Source organism: Pseudomonas frederiksbergensis, assembly GCF_001952935.1.
Classification (GTDB): Bacteria; Pseudomonadota; Gammaproteobacteria; order Pseudomonadales; family Pseudomonadaceae; genus Aquipseudomonas; species Aquipseudomonas frederiksbergensis.
Map to the genome: position 1 here is coordinate 3,726,167 of NZ_CP018319.1, position 21,517 is coordinate 3,747,683.

18 protein-coding genes are annotated in these 21,517 nt (G+C 59.2%); 3 read left to right on the forward strand and 15 right to left on the reverse strand.

All coding sequences use genetic code 11. The features are described from left to right. The first annotated feature begins 120 nt into the window (after positions 1–120). Positions 121–1,473 (forward strand): Fic family protein, encoded by a 1,353-nt coding sequence (locus PFAS1_RS17305; protein WP_076029911.1) that lies wholly within the window; start codon positions 121–123, stop codon positions 1,471–1,473. A gap of 43 nt (positions 1,474–1,516) precedes the next feature. Here PFAS1_RS17305 and PFAS1_RS17310 read toward each other — a convergent pair whose 3' ends face one another. The 4 genes from PFAS1_RS17310 to plsB form a co-directional block, all read right to left on the reverse strand. After that, a complete protein-coding gene (locus tag PFAS1_RS17310; protein WP_076029912.1) occupies positions 1,517–2,206 on the reverse strand; it encodes a DUF4197 domain-containing protein in 690 nt (229 codons plus the stop codon). A gap of 27 nt (positions 2,207–2,233) precedes the next feature. Beyond that, positions 2,234–2,632, reverse strand: coding sequence for a YbaY family lipoprotein (locus PFAS1_RS17315; RefSeq protein ID WP_076029913.1), 399 nt, complete (start codon positions 2,630–2,632; stop codon positions 2,234–2,236). Positions 2,633–2,737: 105 nt separating this feature from the next. Beyond that, positions 2,738–3,340 (reverse strand): hypothetical protein, encoded by a 603-nt coding sequence (locus PFAS1_RS29540; protein ID WP_076029914.1) that lies wholly within the window; start codon positions 3,338–3,340, stop codon positions 2,738–2,740. Between the two features lie 114 nt (positions 3,341–3,454). Then, the gene (gene plsB / locus PFAS1_RS17325) at positions 3,455–5,938 is read right to left on the reverse strand and encodes a glycerol-3-phosphate 1-O-acyltransferase PlsB (RefSeq protein WP_076029915.1); all 2,484 of its coding nucleotides are present in this window, start codon (positions 5,936–5,938) and stop codon (positions 3,455–3,457) included. A 163-nt stretch (positions 5,939–6,101) separates the two neighbouring features. Between plsB and PFAS1_RS17330 the strand changes: the two genes are divergently transcribed. Then, positions 6,102–6,311 (forward strand): cold-shock protein, encoded by a 210-nt coding sequence (locus PFAS1_RS17330; RefSeq protein ID WP_008146705.1) that lies wholly within the window; start codon positions 6,102–6,104, stop codon positions 6,309–6,311. Between the two features lie 135 nt (positions 6,312–6,446). Here the strand turns inward: PFAS1_RS17330 and PFAS1_RS17335 are convergent, their stop codons facing one another. From PFAS1_RS17335 to PFAS1_RS17350, 4 genes are all read right to left on the reverse strand, one after another. Continuing rightward, positions 6,447–6,824 carry a hypothetical protein gene (locus PFAS1_RS17335; RefSeq protein ID WP_008146702.1) on the reverse strand — a complete coding sequence of 126 codons (378 nt, stop codon included), beginning with the start codon at positions 6,822–6,824 and terminating at the stop codon, positions 6,447–6,449. 83 nt (positions 6,825–6,907) lie between these two features. After that, a complete protein-coding gene (locus tag PFAS1_RS17340; RefSeq protein WP_056739139.1) occupies positions 6,908–7,717 on the reverse strand; it encodes a putative RNA methyltransferase in 810 nt (269 codons plus the stop codon). After that, positions 7,717–8,868, reverse strand: a complete 1,152-nt coding sequence (gene dapE / locus PFAS1_RS17345) for a succinyl-diaminopimelate desuccinylase (protein WP_008146697.1) — start codon at positions 8,866–8,868, stop codon at positions 7,717–7,719. Before dapE ends, PFAS1_RS17340 begins: the two co-directional genes overlap by 1 nt. A 237-nt stretch (positions 8,869–9,105) precedes the next feature. After that, on the reverse strand, positions 9,106–11,697 hold the full coding sequence (locus PFAS1_RS17350) for a glycosyltransferase (protein WP_076029916.1): 2,592 nt from the start codon (positions 11,695–11,697) through the stop codon (positions 9,106–9,108). Between the two features lie 288 nt (positions 11,698–11,985). Between PFAS1_RS17350 and tcdA the strand changes: the two genes are divergently transcribed. Beyond that, the gene (gene tcdA / locus PFAS1_RS17355; protein ID WP_173860471.1) at positions 11,986–12,795 is read left to right on the forward strand and encodes a tRNA cyclic N6-threonylcarbamoyladenosine(37) synthase TcdA; all 810 of its coding nucleotides are present in this window, start codon (positions 11,986–11,988) and stop codon (positions 12,793–12,795) included. Positions 12,796–12,913: 118 nt separating this feature from the next. On the opposite strand, the gene PFAS1_RS17360 is transcribed toward tcdA, so the two are convergent. From PFAS1_RS17360 to PFAS1_RS17390, 7 genes are all read right to left on the reverse strand, one after another. Continuing rightward, on the reverse strand, positions 12,914–13,318 hold the full coding sequence (locus tag PFAS1_RS17360; RefSeq protein WP_074879723.1) for a SufE family protein: 405 nt from the start codon (positions 13,316–13,318) through the stop codon (positions 12,914–12,916). Beyond that, a complete protein-coding gene (locus PFAS1_RS17365) occupies positions 13,315–14,520 on the reverse strand; it encodes an aminotransferase class V-fold PLP-dependent enzyme (RefSeq protein ID WP_076029918.1) in 1,206 nt (401 codons plus the stop codon). The genes PFAS1_RS17360 and PFAS1_RS17365 overlap by 4 nt, the downstream gene beginning before the upstream one ends. A 145-nt stretch (positions 14,521–14,665) precedes the next feature. Further along, positions 14,666–15,700, reverse strand: coding sequence for a 2,3,4,5-tetrahydropyridine-2,6-dicarboxylate N-succinyltransferase (dapD, locus tag PFAS1_RS17370; RefSeq protein ID WP_074879716.1), 1,035 nt, complete (start codon positions 15,698–15,700; stop codon positions 14,666–14,668). A gap of 33 nt (positions 15,701–15,733) precedes the next feature. Further along, positions 15,734–16,042, reverse strand: coding sequence for an arsenate reductase (locus tag PFAS1_RS17375; protein WP_232252269.1), 309 nt, complete (start codon positions 16,040–16,042; stop codon positions 15,734–15,736). Between the two features lie 415 nt (positions 16,043–16,457). Beyond that, positions 16,458–17,189, reverse strand: a complete 732-nt coding sequence (locus PFAS1_RS17380) for a M12 family metallopeptidase (RefSeq protein ID WP_076029920.1) — start codon at positions 17,187–17,189, stop codon at positions 16,458–16,460. A gap of 158 nt (positions 17,190–17,347) precedes the next feature. Beyond that, positions 17,348–18,547 carry a succinyldiaminopimelate transaminase gene (gene dapC, locus PFAS1_RS17385; RefSeq protein WP_076029921.1) on the reverse strand — a complete coding sequence of 400 codons (1,200 nt, stop codon included), beginning with the start codon at positions 18,545–18,547 and terminating at the stop codon, positions 17,348–17,350. Positions 18,548–18,778: 231 nt separating this feature from the next. Continuing rightward, positions 18,779–21,481: a [protein-PII] uridylyltransferase gene (locus tag PFAS1_RS17390; RefSeq protein WP_076029922.1), complete on the reverse strand. Its 2,703-nt coding sequence runs from the start codon at positions 21,479–21,481 to the stop codon at positions 18,779–18,781. Positions 21,482–21,517 lie beyond the last annotated feature (36 nt).

A 21,517-nucleotide genomic window follows, 5' to 3' on the forward strand; every position in this document is an offset into this window, starting at 1 on the left:
GTGCAGCCATCGCGAGCAAGCTTTGCTCCTACAGTTGTTTCAGAATCTTCCGATATTGAGTCAAAGGGATCGGAATGCTGTACTCAAAACTCGGTTTTACGAGTGTTTGAGACAACAATAATGAAAAAGCCGCCCATTTTTAGGGGAAGGACCGACCCGGTATTCGACCTGTTGGGGAAGTCGCCCCACAAGGAACGCCTCTCGGATTACCTCGGCTTGCTCAAGCCGATGGACGACCAGGGGCGTTATCTGCCGTTCGATGAATTGCGCTACCGCTGGGCGCCGGGGCTGGATTCGAATCTGTGCTGGGCGTTGGTGAAGAAAGCACGGACTGCGCAGTACTCAAGTCTTTTGCCTTTGGGCGAGCCGCTTCAATGGGGCAACTTCGTGCTCACTCCGCTCGCGCAGAAAGCTATTTCCGCTGTCGATCGAAAAGCCACGACGGCCGCGCTGGAGTACATGACCAGTCAGATCGGTGAGCATGCGCATTTCAGCTACCTGTTGAATGACTTGATCGAAGACGAAGCCATCAGCAGCAGTCAGCTCGAAGGCGCAGCGACCACCACGCGGGTGGCCAAGGACATGCTCAAGCGCAATCGCCTGCCGCGCACACCGGATGAGCGAATGGTGATCGGCAACTACAAGATGATGAATTTCGCCTGGGAAAAGCGTTATGACGCCCTGAGTGCCGAACTGATTTCAGCCATGCACCGGGTGGGTGTCGAGGGCATTGATGACACGCAATATTCACCGGGGGAGTTCAGGGGCAACGATGATGTGGTGGTGCAGGACGGTGAGGGAAACACCGTGCATACACCGCCGCCCGCCGCAGGGCTGGCGTCACGATTGCGGGTGCTGTCGACGTGGATCAATCAGCCCCACAACGATCCCGATCAAGAGGATTACCTTCATCCACTGATCAAAGGCATCGCACTGCATTTTGCTCTGGGCTATGAGCATCCTTTTCGTGATGGCAACGGCCGGGTGGCGCGGGCGCTGTTTTATTGGTTCATGTTCAAGAGTGACTTCTCTGCCTTTCGCTACATTGCGATCAGCATTTTGCTGCGCAGTGCGCCGGTGAAATACGGACGGTCGTATCTGAACACTGAGGCTGACGACCTCGATCTGACTTATTTCATCGACTTCCAGTGTTCGGTCATCCTGCGGGCTGTCAGCGGTTTTACCGATGCTTATCGGAAAAGTCTGGCGTATGCCGAAAGCTTTGATCGTTGGTTGTTGGAATCCGGTTTGTTAGACCGATTGACCGAGAAGCAACGAGCCGTATTCCAGGTGGCCAAGAGTGGGATGGCCAAGGAGTTTACGGTGGTCAATATGAAGGAGAACCTGGGCTGTTCTTACAACACCGCGTCGGCCACATTGAATGGCCTGGTCGAACTGGAGGTGTTTGAGAAAAGGAAGATGGGACGCGAGTGGGTGTTCTTTCTGCGGGTTCAAAACACAACCCCGTTCTGATCATTCCCACGCAGAGCGTGTGAATGATCAGCGGGAGAGAGTACTAGAGGGTGCCAAACACCTTCTTCGCCAAACTGGTCGCTGCCGCCGCAGGATTCTGGCGAATGGTTTCTTCCTGTTTACCAATCATTTCGAACAAACCGTTCAACGCCTGCTCGGTCACGTAGCTTTCGATGTTGGCGCTCTTCGCATCCACCACACCCAGCGTCGCGGCTTGCCCGGCGAATGAGTTGTATTGCTTGGCCAGGCCCACCTGATCTGTGGCTTGCTTGACGATTGGCAGGAACTTGACGCGGATCTGTTCGCGGCTGGTTTTGCTCAGGTACTGAGTGGCCGAGTCCTTGCCGCCGCTGAGAATGCCCTTGGCGTCCTCCACGCTCATCTTCTTCACCGCGTCCACCAGGATCGGCTGGGCTTGCGTCACCGCGGTTTCAGCCGCTTTGTTCATGCTGGTTTCCAGCTGATCGACCTGGGCGCCCATGCCGAACTGTTTCATCTTGCTGGCGACTTTGCCCAGTTTGCCCGGCAATTCGATTTTCACGTCCGGGTTGTTGCTGAAGCCGCCCGGCGTGCCCAGTTGTTTCACGGCCAGTTGCGCACCTTGAGTCAGGGCATCCTTGAGGCCGCCGGTGGCGTCTGTTTGCGACAGGTCGTTGAGTGACAGCGCCAAGGCGCTGGCGGAAATCATCAAGCCTGCGCACAGGCCGGCGAAGCGAAGGGTAGGGCGGAACATGGCAGCTTCCTTGTACAAAATAGAGAATTAGCGGGCGGCGTCGACGCGGATTTTCAGTGGCTGCGGATCGCTGCCATCCAGCTGCACGGCGTGATGTTCGGTGGTGATGAACATCAGTTCGCCATTCACTTCGATCCGTGCGCTGACCGAATAACGATGGCCCGGTTTGATCTGGGCTGGATCGTAACTCAGATGAAACGGCAGCGGCACCTGGCCTTTGACCGGGCCTTTGTGTTCGTCGAGGACCACGGCGGGCGCGTCGGCCAGGGAAACGTCCTGCAAGCTGACGCTTAAGGTCGCACTCGGCGGCAGGGCGATGCGTTGCAGGTAGAACACTTCGCCATTGAAGCTGGTTTTCGCAGCAGGTTGTATTGATTGGCAGGCAGCGAGTAGAGCCGTAAGCCCTAGAAGCGAGCGTTTTTTCATGAGTTGAATCCCTGTCGTTGGCGCCCGAAGTAGACGAGCGCCAACAGCAATTTAACGGAATTTTCCGGTGATTTCTCCCCATGAATCTTTCGATAAGCGCTTTTTTCAGGTTCTACCAAAAGGTTTCAATACAACGGATCCTGGATATATCGTAATTGAATTGTGGTATTCATTTTCAGTGGCTGCCAGCGTATAGCGTTTACCAGGTACGACAGTGTCCGGATCGTATTCCAGGTAAAACGCCTCCGCCATTTTTTCGCTGATATGTATTTGCGTCAGTTGTGCTGCGGTATCGCCGTGCTCGTGGGCGACAACGGTCACAGCGTGTTCAGGTTGTACTGCCCGAGGCTCCTGTGCCTGGAGATAGAGGCGGCCGATGGGGCTAAGGTGCAGGGTTTGTCGGTGCGGCGCACGGTGGACGATCACGAAGTAGTCCAGGTCAATCAGCAGTGGAACGCCGTTGTGGGTCATGCTGACGGTGACAAGGTATTTAACGCTGACATCGGAATAGTTGTGTGCAAAGTAAAAGTTCCAGCGCCCACTGCGCAGTACGGGTTCACGGGATTGCGCCACTTTGATGGGGGTGGAAGAGTTTGCGGTATGAACGCTTATATAAGTTTCGCCTTCGCCACCGCTGGGCGGCAGATAGTCTTCAGGCAAACTAAAGGTGAGGGTTACATGTGGGGTGGTGTTTTCTAATGGGTTCATCGCGATATCCGTATCGGGATTAGTTGTAGAGGGTCTTTATTAATTCATAACTGGGTGATTATAAAAACATCCTTGTTCTTATAATCATTGTCAGAAAGTTACAGCTAATCTCAACTAAACTTGATCCGCCGCATCTTCACTGCGATGCAACGCAACTTGACGAATCGACAAGCGAATCTCCGCTGGCAGCACTCGCTTGGCCGCACCTTCGGCCAGTTCGCCGAGCAGTTCGTGATAGCTCAGCTTGCCGGCCTCGTCTCGCTTGAGCACGTCCAGATCCAGCAGGGTCTGGATGAAGTGGCGGAACAGGCTCTTGTCGAAAAACTCCGGGGCGTTGAGGCCATGGAGGATCGACAGGCGCTGGGCCATGACCGTGCACAGGTCTTCCAGCTCTTCGGCGCTGATGCTGTTCTGACCGCTGTTGAGCAGCAGCGAGACCGTCATGTAGAAGCGTTGTAGGGTCTGGGCGATGCTTTTCGACAGCAGCGTCAGCAGCACGAAATGCCGCGAGCTCGGCGCCGGCCGCAGGTAGACGTCGTTCTCGAAACGCAGCAGACCCTGCTCGACGAAGGCTTCGAGCCATTGATCGATCACCGCATCCAGTTCGTCCAGCGACCAGCGAATGAACAGCTCCGATTGCAGGTACGGATACAGCGCGCGGGTGTAGCGCAGGATCTGTTCGCGGCTCATGCGCGAGGCGCTCTGGAAGAAGCTCGCCAGCAGCGCCGGCAAGGCGAAGATGTGCAAAACATTGTTGCGGTAGTAGGTCATCAGGACGGCGTTTTGTTCGTCCAGATACAAAATCTTGCCCAGGGCATCGCTCTGCTCGGACAGCAAATCCATGTCCTTCACATGCTCGATCAACGCGCGACCGTTACCTTCGGGCAACGTGGTGTGCGGCGAATACGGGACCTTGCGCAGCAGTGCCAGGTACAGATCGAGGACGCGCGCCATGGCGCGATCATCCAGCGCGAGACGGCTGGTGGACAGCAGCGCCAGGGCCACCAGGTTGACCGGGTTGATCGCTGCCGCCTCGTTCAGGTGTTGCGCGACTTTCTCGCCGAGGCGGTTGGTGGTTTCGTTGAGCCAGGCCGGTTTGAATTGCGGACCGAGTTCCTGCTGACGCCAGTCCGGCTGCTCGCTGTCGAGGAATTCCGCCAGTTTGATCGGCTCGCCAAAGTTCACCGCCACTTGGCCGAAGCGCTGCTTGAGCGCGCCGATGACTTTAAAGATGTCGAAAATCGATTCTTTCTTCTTCGTCGCCCCGCGCAGTTCGCCAAGGTAGGTCCGGCCTTCCAGCACACGCTCGTAGCCGATGTAGACCGGGATGAAAACGATCGGCATCCGTGACGAACGCAGGAAGCTGCGCAGGGTGATCGCCAGCATGCCGGTTTTCGGTTGCAGCATGCGCCCGGTGCGCGAACGGCCACCCTCGACGAAGTACTCCACCGGGAAGCCTTTGGTAAACAGGGTGTGCAGGTATTCGTTGAACACTGAGGTGTAGAGCGGGTTGCCCTTGAAGGTGCGGCGCATGAAGAACGCACCGCCACGGCGCAGCAGACTGCCGATCACTGGCATGTTGAGGTTGATCCCTGCGGCGATGTGCGGCGGGGTCAGGCCATTGCGGAACAGCAGATAGGACAGCAGCAGGTAGTCGATGTGACTGCGATGGCACGGCACATAGATCACTTCGTGACCCTGGGCGACCTTCTGCACGCCTTCGATGTGGTTGACCTTGATCCCGTCGTAGATCTTGTTCCAGAACCAGCTCAGCACCACTTCCAGAAAGCGGATCGCGGTGTAGGTGTAGTCGGAGGCGATCTCGTTGCCGTAGCGCAGGGCCTGGGCCTTGGCTTTCTCCGGGGAGATGTTTTCACGCTCGGCTTCGTCGAGGATCGCTTGCTTGACCAAGGGCTGATTGAGCAGGCCTTTGACCAGGTTGCGGCGGTGGGAAATGTCCGGGCCGATCACCGCGGCTTTCAGGTTGCGGAAGTGCACCCGCAGAATTCGCTGGGCCATGCGCACGGTGCGCTCGTGGCCCTTGTTGTGGTCGATCAGCTCGCGCAAATGGATCGGCGCGGAGAACTGAACGCGGGTCTTGCGCCCCAGCACAATGATGCTCAGCAACCGACGCAAACGCCCGGTGACCGCCCAGCTATCGGCGAAGAGCAGCTTCCACGGGCTCGATTCGCTGTCCGGCGACTGGCCCCAGAACACGCTGACCGGAATGATCTGCGCGTCTTCGGCGGCATTCTGGCTGAGGGCGCTGACCAGGCGGGTGAGGGTCGGCGGCGCACCGCGTTTGTCCTGGCGGCCAAGCCAGTCAGGCTCCGGCGTCAGGTAAAAGAACGCGGCGGGTTCTATCAACGCACCCACGGATACCGGCAGCACCGGTCGCGGCAGGCCGGCCTTGCTGCATTCGGTGTCGACCACGGCGAGGTCGGTCAGTGAAGGATTTTGCAGGACGTAGAACACCGGGCGGCTGCGGTCGAGGTTGAGGGTGAACGACGACTGATTGATCGTCTCCGAGCGAACCCAGAGGTAGAGCAGTCGGCGCAGGGTGCCAAACACAAGACGGCGGAACGGGGAACGGGTCATACGGCTTCTGCGTGAGTGGAAAAAACCGAGCAAATGCTCGGGCGGCCGATAGTGTGCCGTATTCGCCGAAAATCGGCAAAAAAGCGGCTAAGTAAAGTGAGTTGAGAGTTTTGGCGGCTGTCATATACTCGGCCGTTCAAAATAAAAACAAGGGGGTACTGACATGGCTACGCGCGAAACCGGCAATGTGAAGTGGTTCAACGACGCCAAAGGTTATGGCTTCATTCAGCGCGAGGATGGGGTGGACGTGTTCGTGCATTACCGCGCGATCCGCGGCGAGGGGCACCGCTCGTTGGCTGAAGGCCAGCAGGTTGAATACGGCGTGGTGACTGGCGAGAAGGGTTTGCAGGCTGAGGACGTTGTAGGCTTGTAAACCCGATCTTCAGATCACCCAAAACCAGTGTGGGAGCGGGCTTGCTCGCGAATGCGGTGTGTCAGTCGATATCAACTCTGACTGACACACCGCATTCGCGAGCAAGCCCGCTCCCACATTTGATCGGCGTTGCTTTTAGACAGTTTTCCAGGTGATTTCTTCTTCACCATCGGCGCTGATGCGCATCCAGCGATCCGCTGTCTCTTCACCTTCTTCCTCGACCCAGCTACCCGGTGCGCAACGCACTTCGACGTTCAGCGCGGCAAACGCTGCGCGGGCGCAGGCGATGTCGTCTTCCCACGGGGTCTGGTCGCTGTCCAGGAACAGGCTGTTCCATTTGCCCACGGCTTTCGGCAGCCAGGTGACCGACACATTGCCGGCCTTGCACTTGTAGGTCTGGCCTTTCTGGACCCAGTCGGTGCATGGGCCCAAAGCAGTGCCGAGCCAGGCCGCGACGGCCTTGTAGTCGACGTCGGCGTCTTTCAGGTAAATCTCGATATCGGGTTGGCGCATGGATGTCCTCACTGCGGGTCTGAAAAATCCATTCGCGGATTTAGCCGGCCTAGGGCAAATGCCGAAGACCAAAAAATAGAAAATTATTGAAGTACGAAGTAATCGTAGCGCATCGATACAGTGACCTCGAACGGCTCGACCTGTTCGATGACCGCCGCCCGGCGTTCAGCACTGGCGCGCCAGCCGTGGGGTGTCATGGCCAACAGGTTTGCACGGTCCTGACCCTTTTCCAGCGTCAGTTTGAACTCCAGGGTTTCACTGTGTTGCAGCGTCATGCCTTCAGGCACCAAAGCCAGATGCTTGTCGTCGGTGTATTCACGCACTTCGTCGTACAGACGCTCGCGCAATTCCATCAGATGGCCGCTGGTCGGCCCGACTTTCATCAAGCCGCCGCCGGGGCTGAGCAGGCGTTTGGCTTCCTCCCAGTCCAGCGGGCTGAACACGCTGGCGAGAAACTGGCAGCTGCCGGAGGCCAACGGTACCCGCGCCATGCTGGCGATCAACCACGTCAGTTGCGGGTTGCGTTTGCAGGCACGTTTGACCGCTTCCCGGGAGATGTCCAGCGCGTAACCGTCGGCATTCGGCAAAGCCTCGGCGATTTGCGCGGTGTAGTAACCCTCGCCACAACCGATGTCCAGCCAGCGCTGCGGTGCGTATTGCGCTGCCAGTTCAGCCAGACGCTTGGCCACCGGCGCGTAATGGCCGGCATTCAAAAAATCGCGGCGGGCCTCGACCATCGCCAGGTTATCCCCAGGGTCGCGGCTGTTCTTGTGCTGCACCGGCAACAGGTTCAGGTAACCCTGGCGCGCACGGTCGAAACGATGCCCGGCGGGGCAGGCCACGCCGTTGTCCACCGCGTTAAGCGGTTCGCTGCAGATCGGGCAGGCGAGCATCAGGCGAGCAACTTGATCAGGGTCTGGTAGTAGATTTCGGTCAGCACATCGAGGTCGGCAGCCAGCACGCGCTCGTTGACCTGATGGATCGTCGCGTTGACCGGGCCCAGTTCAACCACCTGCGTACCCATGGTCGCGATGAAGCGCCCGTCGGAGGTGCCGCCACTGGTGGAAGCTTTGGTTTCGCGCCCGGTGATGTCCTTGATGCTCGACGCCACGGCATCCAGCAATGCCCCCGGTTCGGTGAGGAACGGCAGGCCGGACAGCGCCCAGTCGATGTGCCAGTCCAGGCCATGCTTGTCGAGGATGTCGGCGACGCGTTTTTGCAGGCCTTCAACCGTGGATTCGGTGGAGAAGCGGAAGTTGAACACCGCCACCAGGTCGCCCGGGATCACGTTGGTCGCGCCAGTGCCGGAATTCACGTTGGAGATCTGGAAGCTGGTCGGCGGGAAGAAATCGTTGCCGTGGTCCCAGTGCTCGGCGGCCAGTTCGGCCAACGCCGGGGCCGCGAGGTGGATCGGGTTCTTCGCCAGATGCGGATACGCCACGTGACCCTGCACGCCGCGCACGGTCAATTTGGCGCCAAGGGAGCCGCGACGGCCGTTCTTGACCACATCGCCCACCAGGGTGGTGCTCGACGGTTCGCCGACGATGCACCAGTCCAGACGCTCCTTGCGGGCGGCAAGGCGTTCGATCACCGCTTTGGTGCCGTGGTGCGCCGGGCCTTCTTCGTCGCTGGTGATCAGGAAAGCGACCTTGCCCTTGTGATCCGGGTAGTCGGTGACGAAACGCTCGGCCGCCACGGTCATGGACGCGAGGCTGCCTTTCATGTCCGCCGCGCCACGGCCGCAGAGCATGCCGTGTTCATCGATCACCGCGTTGAACGGGTCGATCTGCCAGGCGGTCACTGGGCCGGTCGGCACCACGTCGGTGTGGCCGGCGAAGCACAGCACCGGGCCGTCGTGTTTACCGTGGGTCGCCCAGAAGTTATCCACATCTTCGATGCGCATTGGCTCGAGCGCAAAACCGGCATCGCCCAGGCGCTGCATCATCTGCTTCTGGCAATCGGCGTCGACCGGCGTCACGGACGGACGGCGGATCAGGTCGATGGCGAGTTGAAGGGTCGGCGAAAGGTCGGCGTGGGCCGTCATGGAAAACTCCGGAAGCTTGAAATTGGGCATGGGCTATGTGGGAGCGGGCTTGCTCGCGAATGCGGTGTGTCAGTCAGCATAAAAGTTGATTGTTACACCGCATTCGCGAGCAAGCCCGCTCCCACAGGTTTTGAGTACGGTCAGAAAGACCGTATATCACGCCAAGCCCTGCAAAATGGCGGTTATCTTAAAGCAAAACGGCGGCCATTGGCCGCCGTTTAGTGCATCTGGAACGATTTAGACCGCCGGAGCCGTCTCGCCCTCGACCGCCGGTTTCGGCAGCGAAGACAAGAACGCCATGATCAGCGCCGCCAGGTACGGCAGCGACTGCACCAGCAACATGGTCACCCAGAAGCGCATGTCGTTGCTCGGCAGGCCGTTCACCAGGAAAATCCCCAGCGCCGCGCTCCACAGCAGCAGCATGATGAACATTTCTTCGCGAGCCTCCGAAATCGCCACCCAGAAGCCGTGGTTATCGGCGTTTTTCGGGGTGCGGAAGAACGGAATGCTGCTGGTGAAGAAGCCGTACAGCACCGCTTTGGCGATGGTGTGCGACAACGCCAGGCCGGCCAGCGCCGCGCAGAACGCATCCTTCAGGTTCACGCCAACGGCGCGACGGTAAAGGAAGATGATCTTGCCCACCTTGAACACGAACAGCGCCAAGGGCGGGATCGCGAAAATCAGCAACGGTGGATCGACCCGTTGCGGCACGATGATCATCGCCGCCGACCACAACAGGGCGCCGACGGTGAAGAAGATGTTCATGCCATCCGCCACCCACGGCAACCAGCCCGCGAGGAAATGGTAACGCTGGCCACGGGTCAGTTCGGTGTCCTTGCCGCGCAGCAGGCTGGCGGTGTGACGCTTGATGATCTGAATCGCACCGTAAGCCCAGCGGAAACGCTGTTTCTTGAAGTCGATAAAGGTATCGGGCATCAGGCCTTTGCCGTAGCTGGTGTGGTAATACGCCGCTGACAAGCCTTTTTCGAACACGCGCAGACCCAACTCGGCGTCTTCACAGATGCACCAGTCGGCCCAGCCCAGTTCCTCGAGCACCGAGCGTCGGGTCATGGTCATGGTGCCGTGCTGAATGATCGCGTCACGGTCGTTACGGGTGACCATGCCGATGTGGAAGAAACCTTTGTATTCCGCGTAGCAGAGCTTCTTGAAGGTGCTTTCGTTCTGGTCGCGGTAATCCTGTGGCGACTGCACTACGGCGATTTTCGGGTCGGCGAAGTGCGGCACCATGTGCTTGAGCCAGTTCGGGTCGACGCAGTAGTCCGAGTCGATCACCGCAATGACTTCGGCATCCTTGGCAGTGTGCGGAATCAGGTAATTCAGCGCGCCACCCTTGAAGCCGGCCAATGGCGCGACGTGGAAGAACTTGAAGCGCGGGCCGAGGGTTTCGCAATAGTCGCGCACCGGTTCCCAGACCGCCGGGTCCTTGGTGTTGTTGTCGATGATCAGGACTTCGAAGTCCGGATAGTCGAGGTTGGCCAGGGCGTTGAGGGTCTGTTTGACCATCTCCGGCGGCTCGTTGTAGCAAGGTACGTGAATCGATACTTTCGGTCGGTAGTCCGAATCGCCGACCACCGGCAGGAATTCGCGCCGGCGTTTGTGGGTCCAGACCGCTTCGGCGAGTTCATGGGCCTCGGTCAGCAGCACGATAAACACCCCGAGTGCGCCGAGGGCAAGCAAGAAGCCCACCGTCAGGCTGAACCAGGTGCTGTATTGCTGGCTGTAGTCGTAACCGATCCACACCAGCACCGAACCACAGAGGAACGCGATGAAGGTCAGGAAGGTGCGGCCACGCTGACGCAAGGCCGAGCCGTCGATCATCAGCAGGGTCAGGGACAGCAATGCCAACACTACCGAACCGATGGCCAGCACGCGCCATTGCGGGATCGCGACGACCGGGCCTTCAAAGTTGAATTTCTGCTGGCGTGCGGCGTTGAACACGCCCCAGTAAGCGCCCACGGAACCTTCGTCACTGGCCTTCCACGGCTGGTCAAAGGCTTCGATCACGAAGTAGTTGAAGCCCTGGCGATTGAGCTTGTTGACCAAGGTCCGCAGATAAATCGCCTGGTCTGCCGGCGACGCGTCGGCGCCACCGCGCATACGGCCGTTGCTCGGCCAGCCGACTTCCGACAGCAGCAGCGGTTTTTTCGGGAACATCTTTTTCAGGTCGCGGGCGCGGTCGAGGACGAACTGTCCGGACTGCTCCATCGGCACATGTTCCCAGTACGGCAGGACGTGGGCGGCGATCAGGTCGACGTGCTTGGCCAGGCTCGGGTTATCTTTCCAGATGTGCCATTGCTCGGAGGTCGTCACCGGTACTTTCACGGCCGCGCGGACGCGATCAAGGATCACGCTCAGTTCGGCGGCGGTAATTTCCTTACGAAAAATTGCCTCGTTACCGACCACTACACGAACCACGCTACGGGAGGTCTTGGCCAGGTCGATGGCGCGCAGGATTTCACGCTCGTTGCGTTCAAGGTCCGGGCTGATCCAGATACCCAGCGTCACGCGCAAACCGAACTCTTCGGCGAGCCTGGGAATATCACCCAGGCTGCCATCGACCGAGTAAGTACGGATGTTGTCCGTCAGCTTGCTCATGATCTCCAGATCGCGACGCATTTCATCGTCGGTCGGGTATTGCTCTTTTTGCGGGTACTGCCCTTGCTGGAACGGCGAGTACGAAAAGCCGGAGATCTGTTCAGGCCAGTTGGGGGCGGTGACCGGGCGATTGATCAGCGCCCAGAAGCCGGTAAACAAGGCTGCGATGGCGAGCACCACGACCAGGTTGAGTCCAAATTTACGCGATGACATAGCTATTTGAGGTTCCAGGAGCTGCTGAACGAAGGAACGGTCGGCGGCCGATTGCCAAGAGGCTGGGGGCGCGCATCCTACACCGGGCGTTCACTGACCGTACAGCGGACAGGGAAAGGCCGGACGTTGGGCAATCCAAGTCGACTTAAGTTCTTTGACCTGGGCGCTGCAGCTCAATTCCAATAAATTTGTCGTCAATTGAAGCCCTCAAGACTGCCGTCCATAGCCCAAAGGTGCTCTTGCCCGCTGACGGCCCTATAATGCGCGCCGGTTTTTGGGGTAATGGTCATGAGTACAGAAGATCCGCGGTTTGCAGGCATCGCCCGTTTGTATGGCATCGAAGGCCTGGAGCGTTTGCGCGCGGCCCATGTGGCGATCGTCGGCGTCGGTGGCGTCGGTTCCTGGGCGGCTGAAGCCGTCGCCCGTTGTGGCGTGGGCGAGATTTCGCTGTTTGACCTGGATGACGTTTGCGTCAGCAACGCCAACCGTCAGTTGCATGCGCTGGACAGCACCGTCGGCAAACCCAAGGTCGAGGTAATGGCCGAGCGCCTGCGCGGGATCAACCCGGACTGCACCGTGCATGCGGTGGCGGACTTCGTCACCCGGGAAACCATGGCCGAGTACATCACGCCGAACATCGACTGCGTGATCGATTGCATCGACAGCGTGAATGCCAAGGCGGCGCTGATCGCCTGGTGCAAGCGCCGCAAGATCCAGATCATCACCACTGGTGGTGCGGGCGGGCAGATCGATCCGACGCTGATTCAGGTGTGCGATTTGAACCGGACCTTCAATGATCCGTTGGCTTCGAAAGTGCGCTCGACCTTGCGCCGCGATTACAACTTCTCACGCACCGTCACCCGCCACTACAGCGTGCCGTGTGTGTTTTCCACCGAACAACTGCGCTACCCGAAACCGGATGGCAGCATTTGCTTGCAGAAGAGTTTTGTCGGTGACGGCGTGAAGCTCGACTGTGCCGGCGGGTTCGGTGCGGTGATGATGGTGACGGCGACGTTTGGCATGGTCGCGGCGACCAAGGCTGTGGATAAGATTGTTGCCGGGGTACGTCGCCCCGCCGATCGCATCAAACCGGCCTAACCTGATCGTTCCCACGCTCTGCGTGGGAATGCAGCCCGGGACGCTCCGCGTCCCTTTCAGGAGCTGGAACGCGGAGCGTCCCTTGAGGCATTCCCACGCAGAGCGTGGGAACGATCGGTCAGGCGGCCAGTTCACGCATCCGCTGTAGCACGGCATTCAGGCCATTACTGCGCGACGGCGACAGCTGTCTGCTCAGCCCCAACTGATTGAACCAATCCGGCAGATCCACCTGCTGCAACTCAACCGCTGACAACCCGTTAACCCGGGCCAGCAGCAACGCCACCAACCCACGAATCAACCGCGCATCGCTGCTCGCGGCAAATTGCCAGTGACCGTCATCCAGCGCGCCCATCAGCCACACCTGACTTTCACAGCCATGCACGCGGTTGGCCTCGACTTTATCCACATCGCTCAAGGCGGGCAGACGGTCGCCCCACTGCATCAACAGCCGCGCCCGTTGTTCCCAACCGGCAGCATTCTGAAAAACCTCCAGCGCCGCAACCGCATCGGCAGGCAAGCTCATCGCAACAACTCCAGCGCCTGATCCAGCGCTTCAAAGAACCGTTCCAGATCTTCGGAATCGTTGTACAGCGCCAACGACACCCGAATCGCCCCGGCCAATTCAAAGCTTTTCAGCAACGGCATGGCGCAGTGATGGCCGGCGCGCACCGCGATCCCCTGTTCGGTCAGCAAATGCGCCAAATCGGAGTTATGCACACCCTCGACGACAAAACTGGCCAGCGCCAGTTGCGGCTTGCCCAGCAATCGAATGCCGTTGCGCGCTTCAAGGCCTTTGAGTAAATAGTCATGCAGCGCTGCTTCATGGGCGGACACGGCGTCCTGATCGAGCCCCGCAAGATAATCCAGCGTCGCCCCCAACCCAATCACCCCGGCAATCGGCGGCGTACCTGCCTCAAAACCCAGTGGCGCCGGGCGGAACCGTGCGCTGTGGTAATCGGCATCCAGCACCATTTCACCGCCGAACTGCCAATGGCGCAGCTGCTCAAGCGATTCATTGCGACCGAACAGCACGCCCAGTCCATCGGGGCCGTAGAGCTTGTGGCTGGAAAACACATAGAAGTCGCAACCCAACGCCTGCACGTCATGCCGGCCATGAACTACGCCTTGGGCGCCATCGACCACGGTCAGCGCGTTATGCGCCTTGGCCATCGTCAAGAGGGCGGGCAACGGCTGCCAGGCACCGAGCACGTTGGACAGCTGACTGACCGCCAGCAAGCGGGTTCGCGGACCGATCAACTGCGCGGCGGCTTCAAGGTCGATCAAACCGTCGGCGTCCAGAGGCAGGATCACCAGCTTCAGGTCGCGACGCTGGGTCAGTTGCTGCCATGGCAACAGGTTGGCGTGATGCTCCAGGGCGCTGATGACTACTTCATCGCCCGGATTGAAAAGATGTTCCAGGCCATAAGCCAGGAGGTTCAGCGCAGACGTTGCGCCGTGGGTAAAGACAATCTGCCCGCAATCGCCGGCATTGAGCCAATGGGCGACTTTGCTGCGGCTGGCCTCGAACGCCTGGGTGGCGTGGGCGCCGGGCAGATGCTGCGCCCGATGCACGTTGGCCGCGCCGTTGGCGTAGTAATGCGCCAGGGCATCCAGCAAGGCTTGAGGTTTTTGCGTGGTGGCGGCGTTGTCCAGATAGGTCTGGTCTTGCCGTTGCAATGCGGCGATGGCCGGAAAATCGGCGCGCCAGGGAGAAGGAATCATCATGCTATCGGGCCCTGTTAAACATGGGCGGGTGTACGCCTGAACCTTGTAGGAGCAAAGCTTGCTCGCGATGCTTTTGGCGGCCTCAAGGGCCCCATCGCGAGCAAGCCTCGCTCCTACAAGTTCAGGTGATCGTTTGACGCTCTGCTTAGTTGTGAGCGTGCAGCGCTTCGTTCAGTTCGATGGCCGATTTGTGGGTTTTGCATTCCACGGCACCGGTCTCCGAATTGCGACGGAACAGCAGGTCAGGCTGACCGGCCAGTTCACGGGCCTTCACGACTTTGACCAGTTTGTTGTTTTCGTCCAGCAGCGCCACTTTGGTACCAGCGGTCACGTACAGGCCCGACTCAACGGTGTTGCGATCGCCCAACGGAATGCCGATACCGGCGTTCGCGCCGATCAGGCAGCCTTCGCCAACCTTGATCACGATGTTGCCGCCGCCCGACAGGGTGCCCATGGTCGAGCAACCGCCGCCCAGGTCCGAACCCTTGCCGACGAATACGCCAGCGGAAACGCGGCCTTCGATCATGCCCGGGCCTTCGGTGCCGGCGTTGAAGTTGACGAAACCTTCGTGCATCACGGTGGTGCCTTCGCCCACGTAGGCGCCCAGGCGAATACGTGCCGCGTCAGCGATACGCACGCCGGCCGGAACCACGTAGTCGGTCATTTTCGGGAACTTGTCCACCGAGAACACTTCCAGCAGCTCGCCACGCAGGCGGGCTTCCAGTTGATGCTCGGCCAGTTCGGCCAGGTCGATTGCGCCCTGGCTGGTCCATGCCACGTTCGGCAGCAACGGGAACACACCCGCCAGGTTCAGGCCGTGCGGCTTGACCAGGCGATGGGACAGCAGGTGCAGCTTGAGGTAAGCCTCAGGGGTGGAGGTCAACTGAGCGTCTTCGGCCAGAATGGTCGCGACCAGCGGCTTGTGGCTCTCGGCCAGACGGGTCAGCAAGGCAGCCTGGGCAGCGTCGACGCTTTTCAGGGCCTCAGCCAGTTGCGAGGCCTGGGCGGTGCTGAAAGCGATGGCCTGATTGCCGTCGGTGTAGCCCAGGATTGGCGCAATGGCAGCAACCAAATCGGCCGACGGATTGAGCAGTGGCTGAGCGTAAAACACTTCCAGCCATGCGCCTTGACGGTTTTGAGTGCCGACACCAAAGGCCAGGCTGAACAGGGTAGTGGACATGTTGATACCTCTAACAAAATGGAACGGGCTGCCTTACTTGAGTGCTGCCGCGTAGATATCTGGCTTGAAGCCAATCAGGGTTCGGTCACCGAGATCAAGCACCGGGCGCTTGATCATCGAGGGTTGTGCGAGCATCAGTTCGATGGCTTTCGGCTGGTCGAGATCGGCTTTGCGTTCGTCGTCGAGCTTGCGAAAGGTCGTGCCTGCACGGTTCAACACCACTTGCCAGCCGTGCTCGTCGCACCATTGGGTCAGGTGTTCACGGTCGATTCCGACCGCTTTGTAATCATGAAAGTCATAGCTGACAGCGTGTTCATCGAGCCAGGTGCGCGCCTTTTTCATGGTGTCGCAGGCTTTGATGCCGAAAAGGTGCAACGTTTTGCTTGAAACGGTCAAGGAATTGCCCCCTTTGCAGGTGCTGGAAATAAAAGGTGACGGATTATGCCATGACCGGACGGTTTCGCGTCGGCGATGGTCGGGTTTGTCTGTAGGTCATGGCGATCAGCTATTGCGTGCGACATGGGTGTAACGGTACGCCCGCAGTCTAGACGGCGAATATGGCACTTCAATGCTGTCGATTGGCTTGGTGAATGCGCTCAGGACATTGCCGGACTGACGGTGCAGCATTTGGAAAGGGCAAGCGCAGACGTCATTACCCGCTGGTGATGACGTCTGCGAGAGGTGTCTCGGAAGAACCGGATTGGGATGAGGCCAATCTCGGGGTGAGGCTCACTTGACTTGATGGACCGCTTGACTGTTAACGTTTGGGATAAAGCAACTTCATGAGTTTTTTATCTTTTTTACTGATCTTTCGGTTGATAGGTAACTCCCAATCGCCCTCTGTCAGTGTGTTAGCGACTGGGTGGTGCATGATCGACTTTCTGTCGTAAGGCGTATAAATCGCTTCGATTGTATTGAAGGGTTGAAAGAGGTTTCTATCGACTTGCTCTTTGGTCAGAGGATTCATTTCCCGATTCTGGTAGAACTCATACACCTTCGGTTTATCCCAGGGAATATTGGCCTCCGGGTGTTGGTGTTCATGCATCGCGCCTAAAGCATGCCCAAACTCATGAGTCACGATTACTTCAAAATCTTCATGTTCAGGTTTGACCCCCAGGTTCATGGTGGGCCAGTCTGGATGGATCAATAGCGCGTCAGTGCCCAGCATTGAGCTGTTGTCGTTGTTTTTGGTTGCGATCCGGATATCGCCGTCGAGCCCTTCAACGAAATCGAAGCTCAGATTGATATGGGGCAGCCATTGGCGTGCTGCTTTGATGATCTTCTGTTTGTGTTCATCATCGGGGCCGTCGATAAACGCGATCTTGAGCGTGCGTCCGTTCGCCCACAGCTTTGAGTAATTGATCAGAGAGCGCTTGCGACGAGTGCCGCCGCCGGTGCCGGCATTCTCTGGGTTCTCGTTGATGGCGGCTTCATAGGCTTGTTGATCGTCGGGCCATTGGATAAGGGTGCAGTCTTCAATACTGTTCATTGGCTACTTCTTCCTTGAAGTGAGTTGCGTGAATACGCGCGCTAATGCGCTGCATGAGAGTAAGGGGGACTCCGCAGTTCGGTGAGTTTTAATTTCGGGGGAAGTGTTACCGGTTATAAATGTGTGCCCGCACTGCGTTGCACAGTGCGGGCGGGAGATTACTTGTTACGGGTAATGAACGCGCGAATTCGTTCTGCGGCTTCTATGCATTCGGCCAACGGCGCGACTAACGCCATGCGTACACGACCAGCGCCAGGATTGGCACCGTCGACGTCACGGGACAGATAAGACCCTGGCACGACGGTCACATGCTCTTCGACAAACAGGTCGCGGCAAAACGCTTCGTCATCACCGTCAACACTTGGCCACAAGTAAAAGCCGCCGTCCGGGCGCTGCACATCCATGACCGGGCTGAGAATTTCCAGCACCGCGTCATACTTTTCGCGATACAACGCACGGTTGGCGCGCACATGCACTTCGTCATTCCATGCGGCAACGCTGGCCAGTTGGGTTTGAACCGGCATCGCGCAACCATGGTAGGTGCGGTACAGCAGGAAGCCTTTGAGAATGTCGGCATCACCGGCCACGAAGCCTGAACGCAGGCCTGGAAGATTGGAACGCTTGGACAGGCTGTGGAACACCACGCAGCGCTTGAAGTCCTGACGGCCAAGTTCCACGCAGGCACTGAGCAGGCCAGCGGGCGGGGTTTGTTCGTCGAAGTACAGTTCGCTGTAGCACTCGTCGGCGGCGATCACGAAGTCGTATTCGTCGGCCAGGGCGATCAGCTTTTTCAGGGTTGCAACCGGGATCAATGCGCCGGTCGGGTTGCCCGGTGAGCACAGGAACAGGATCTGGCAGCGTTTCCAGATGTCCGGTGAAACCGCATCGAAATCCGGATTGAAGCCGTTTTCGTCCAGGCACGGCAGGTAATGCGGCTTGGCCCCGGCAAGGAACGCGGCGCCTTCGTAGATTTGATAGAACGGGTTCGGGCTGACCACCAGCGCATCGTCGCCACGGTTGACTACGGTCTGGGTGAACGCGAACAACGCTTCACGAGTGCCATTGACCGGCAGCACATTGCGCGCCGGGTCGAGCCAGCCGTGCGGAACGCTGAAACGACGTTCGCACCACGCGGCGATGGCTTCGCGCAGGGCCGGAATGCCAAGGGTGGTCGGGTACACAGCCATCTTGTCCAGATTGCTTGCCAGGGCTTCGGCGACAAAGCTTGGCGAACGGTGTTTCGGCTCACCAATGGACAGCGCAATGGCACGCTTGTCCGGGTTTGGCGTGACGCTGCCGAGCAGGGCGCGGAGCTTCTCGAACGGGTAAGGCTGCAACTGGTTCAAAGCGTTGTTCATGGGGGCCTCGTTCAATGTGGGAGGGCTAGTCTGGTGTTGGGGGCTTGTGTGGTGAGGGGGCTTGCCCCCGTTCGGCTGCGCAGCAGTCGTAAAACCTTTGTATGCGGTGTGTCTGATACATCGCGATGCAGGTTTTGGGGCCGCTTCGCAGCCCAACGGGGGCGAGCCCCCTCGCCACAACAAGCCCCTCTCCACAGGAAGTCCATTCCCACAGGGGGAAATTTTGTTAATTCAGATACTGAGTCGCGACAGTTTGATTTCTGATTCCTGGTTGACAGTCAGCTGTTCCACGATCGCATCCTGCAAGCGGCTGCACAGCAATGGGTCCGACAACGGCTGGTTGTTCGCGTCGGTGATGAAGAACACGTCTTCCACGCGCTCGCCCAAGGTGGCGATCTTGGCGTTCTGCAGCGACAAATCGAACTCCAGGAAGATCGTGCCGATGCGTGCGAGCAGGCCCGGGCGATCGGGCGCGCTGAGCTCCAGCACGGTCACCGGACGCTGGGCGTCGTTGTGGATCGTCACCTGTGGCGCAAACGCGAAATGCTTGAGCTGGCGCGGTACCCGACGCTGAATGATGGTCGGGTAGTCGTCCGGGTTGCGCAGGGCTTCGGTCAGGCCGTCGCGAATCTGTTTGACCCGCGCCGGGTTATCACCGATCGAGTCGCCGTCGGTGTCGAGCACGATGTAGGTGTCGAGGGTGAACTGGCTGCTGGAGGTGATGACCCGGGCGTCGTGAATGTTCAGGTTGAGCTGGTCCATCGCGGCCACGGTCACGGCGAAGAAGTCGTGCTGATCCGGCGCATAGATGAAGATCTGCGTGCCGCCTTCGAACTCGCGCTGGGTGGTTTCCTTTATCAGCACCAGCGGACCGCCGTCGGCTGGCTGCTGGAGGATCGCGTCGCTGTGCCAGGCCACGTCGCCAGCGGTGTGACGCAGGAAGTAGTCATCGCCCAATTGCGCCCACAGTTGCTCGACGTCGTCCGGGTCGGTGCCGCCGCGTACCAGAATGTCCAGCGCTGCGCTTTGGGTCTGGCGAATCTGCTCTTCGCGGTCCACCGGGTTTTCCAGGCCGCGACGCAAGGCCCGCTTGGTCTCGGTGTAGAGCTGGCGCAACAGGCTGGCGCGCCAGGAATTCCACAGCGTCGGATTGGTGGCGTTGATGTCGGCGACCGTCAGCACGTACAGATAATCGAGGTGGGTTTCGTCGCCGACGATCTGCGCAAAATCGTGGATGACCTGCGGGTCGGACAGGTCCTTGCGCTGGGCGGTGGTCGACATCAGCAAGTGGTTCTGCACCAGCCAGACGATCAGGCGGCTGTCCCACACCGGCAATTGGTGGCGCTGGCAAAAGGCTTCGGCATCCACGGCGCCGATTTCCGAGTGATCACCATGCCGGCCCTTGCCGATGTCGTGGTACAGGCCGGCCAGGTAGATCAGCTCGGGTTTGGGCAATTTGCCCATGAGCTTGCTGGCCAGCGGGAATTTTTCCGACACTTGGGTGTACTGCAACTTACGCAGATGCTTGATCAGGTTCAGGGTGTGAGCATCGACCGTATAGATGTGAAACAGGTCGTGCTGCATCTGCCCGACGATAAAGCCGAATTCCGGCAAGTAGCGCCCGAGGATGCCGTAACGGTTCATCCGGCGCAGGTTGCGGTGAATGCCGATCTTGCACTTGAACAGCTCGATAAACAGGCTGGTGTTGCGGATGTCGTTACGGAAATCGTCGTCGATCAGGTGGCGGTTTTCTCGCAGCAGGCGAATGGTGTCGGCGCGCACGCCTTTGATTTCCGGCTGCTGGGCCATCAGTACGAAGATTTCCAGCATGGCGAACGGTGTACGGCGGAACACGTTGTCGTTGCGCGCCTCGATGTATCCGTCGTGCAGCTGGAATCGCGAGTTGATCGGCTGCGGCGGCGCTTCGTCTTCCGGCGCGAGGATCACTTCTTCGAAGTGCTGGATGATCAGGTCGCTGAGCTGGGCAATGCTCATGACCACCCGGTAATACTGTTGCATGAAGTTTTCGATGGCTTGCTTGGCGTCATCACCTTTGAAGCCCAGTAGCCCGGCGATGGTGCGCTGGTGATCAAACAGCAAGCGGTCTTCGGAACGGCCGGCGAGCATGTGCAGGGCGTAACGAACCTTCCACAGGAATTCCTGGGAGGAGGCCAGCAGCGCGTTTTCGCTCTCGACCAGGAACCCTTCGCCGGCCAGGGCTCGCAGGTTCAGGGTGCCGTATTCACGACGGGCCACCCACAGAATCGTCTGAATATCCCGTAGGCCGCCGGGCGAGCCTTTGACGTTGGGTTCCAGGTTGTATTCGGTGTCGTTGTACTTGTGATGACGGGCCTTCTGCTCGGCGCGTTTGGCCAGGAAGAAATCCTTGCTCGGCCACATGTGCGCGGTGCTGGTCACGTCCAGCATGCGTTGGCGCAAGCGCTCGGGGCCGCAGATGGTGCGGCTTTCCATCAGGTTGGTGACGACCGTCAGGTCGGCGCGGGCCTCCTGGACGCATTCGTCCACGGAACGAACGCTCTGACCCACTTCAAGGCCGATGTCCCACAACAGCGTCAGAAAACGCTCGATGGAATCTCGGAAAACTTCGTGATCGGCGCTGTCCAGCAGGATCAGCAAATCGATGTCGGAGTAAGGGTGCAACTCACCGCGACCGTAGCCGCCGACCGCGACCAGCGCGATGTCGGCGTCTTCGCTCCAATCGAACTGCTCCCAGGCCTTTTGCAGGATGTTATCGACGAACCAGGCGCGATCTTCGATCAACCGGCGAATGTCGCGGCCGCTGCGAAAGCGCTCGTCGAGCACCTCGCGGGCCTGGCGAATCGCTTTCTTGAAGGCCGCGATCGGGCTTGCCTTCAGGGCCAGTTCAGCCTGGAACTGGCCACGGTCGAAGAGTTCTGGATCCACCTGCGGCATCGATTGGCTTTCCTGTCTATAAGGCTGTGGAACTGC

What these genes read in the sequence shown, in the direction of transcription:
- PFAS1_RS17315 (WP_076029913.1), bottom strand. Translation starts at nt 2,632, where the DNA reads ATGAAAAAACGCTCGCTTCTAGGGCTTACGGCTCTACTCGCTGCCTGC.
- PFAS1_RS29540 (WP_076029914.1), bottom strand. Translation starts at nt 3,340, where the DNA reads ATGAACCCATTAGAAAACACCACCCCACATGTAACCCTCACCTTTAGT.
- PFAS1_RS17310 (WP_076029912.1), bottom strand. Translation starts at nt 2,206, where the DNA reads ATGTTCCGCCCTACCCTTCGCTTCGCCGGCCTGTGCGCAGGCTTGATG.
- PFAS1_RS17305 (WP_076029911.1), top strand. Translation starts at nt 121, where the DNA reads ATGAAAAAGCCGCCCATTTTTAGGGGAAGGACCGACCCGGTATTCGAC.
- PFAS1_RS17335 (WP_008146702.1), bottom strand. Translation starts at nt 6,824, where the DNA reads ATGCGCCAACCCGATATCGAGATTTACCTGAAAGACGCCGACGTCGAC.
- PFAS1_RS17365 (WP_076029918.1), bottom strand. Translation starts at nt 14,520, where the DNA reads ATGATGATTCCTTCTCCCTGGCGCGCCGATTTTCCGGCCATCGCCGCA.
- PFAS1_RS17340 (WP_056739139.1), bottom strand. Translation starts at nt 7,717, where the DNA reads ATGCTCGCCTGCCCGATCTGCAGCGAACCGCTTAACGCGGTGGACAAC.
- PFAS1_RS17375 (WP_232252269.1), bottom strand. Translation starts at nt 16,042, where the DNA reads ATGAAAAAGGCGCGCACCTGGCTCGATGAACACGCTGTCAGCTATGAC.
- dapC (WP_076029921.1), bottom strand. Translation starts at nt 18,547, where the DNA reads ATGAACAACGCTTTGAACCAGTTGCAGCCTTACCCGTTCGAGAAGCTC.
- dapE (WP_008146697.1), bottom strand. Translation starts at nt 8,868, where the DNA reads ATGACGGCCCACGCCGACCTTTCGCCGACCCTTCAACTCGCCATCGAC.
- tcdA (WP_173860471.1), top strand. Translation starts at nt 11,986, where the DNA reads ATGAGTACAGAAGATCCGCGGTTTGCAGGCATCGCCCGTTTGTATGGC.
- PFAS1_RS17330 (WP_008146705.1), top strand. Translation starts at nt 6,102, where the DNA reads ATGGCTACGCGCGAAACCGGCAATGTGAAGTGGTTCAACGACGCCAAA.
- PFAS1_RS17360 (WP_074879723.1), bottom strand. Translation starts at nt 13,318, where the DNA reads ATGAGCTTGCCTGCCGATGCGGTTGCGGCGCTGGAGGTTTTTCAGAAT.
- PFAS1_RS17380 (WP_076029920.1), bottom strand. Translation starts at nt 17,189, where the DNA reads ATGAACAGTATTGAAGACTGCACCCTTATCCAATGGCCCGACGATCAA.
- PFAS1_RS17390 (WP_076029922.1), bottom strand. Translation starts at nt 21,481, where the DNA reads ATGCCGCAGGTGGATCCAGAACTCTTCGACCGTGGCCAGTTCCAGGCT.
- PFAS1_RS17350 (WP_076029916.1), bottom strand. Translation starts at nt 11,697, where the DNA reads ATGTCATCGCGTAAATTTGGACTCAACCTGGTCGTGGTGCTCGCCATC.
- plsB (WP_076029915.1), bottom strand. Translation starts at nt 5,938, where the DNA reads ATGACCCGTTCCCCGTTCCGCCGTCTTGTGTTTGGCACCCTGCGCCGA.
- dapD (WP_074879716.1), bottom strand. Translation starts at nt 15,700, where the DNA reads ATGTCCACTACCCTGTTCAGCCTGGCCTTTGGTGTCGGCACTCAAAAC.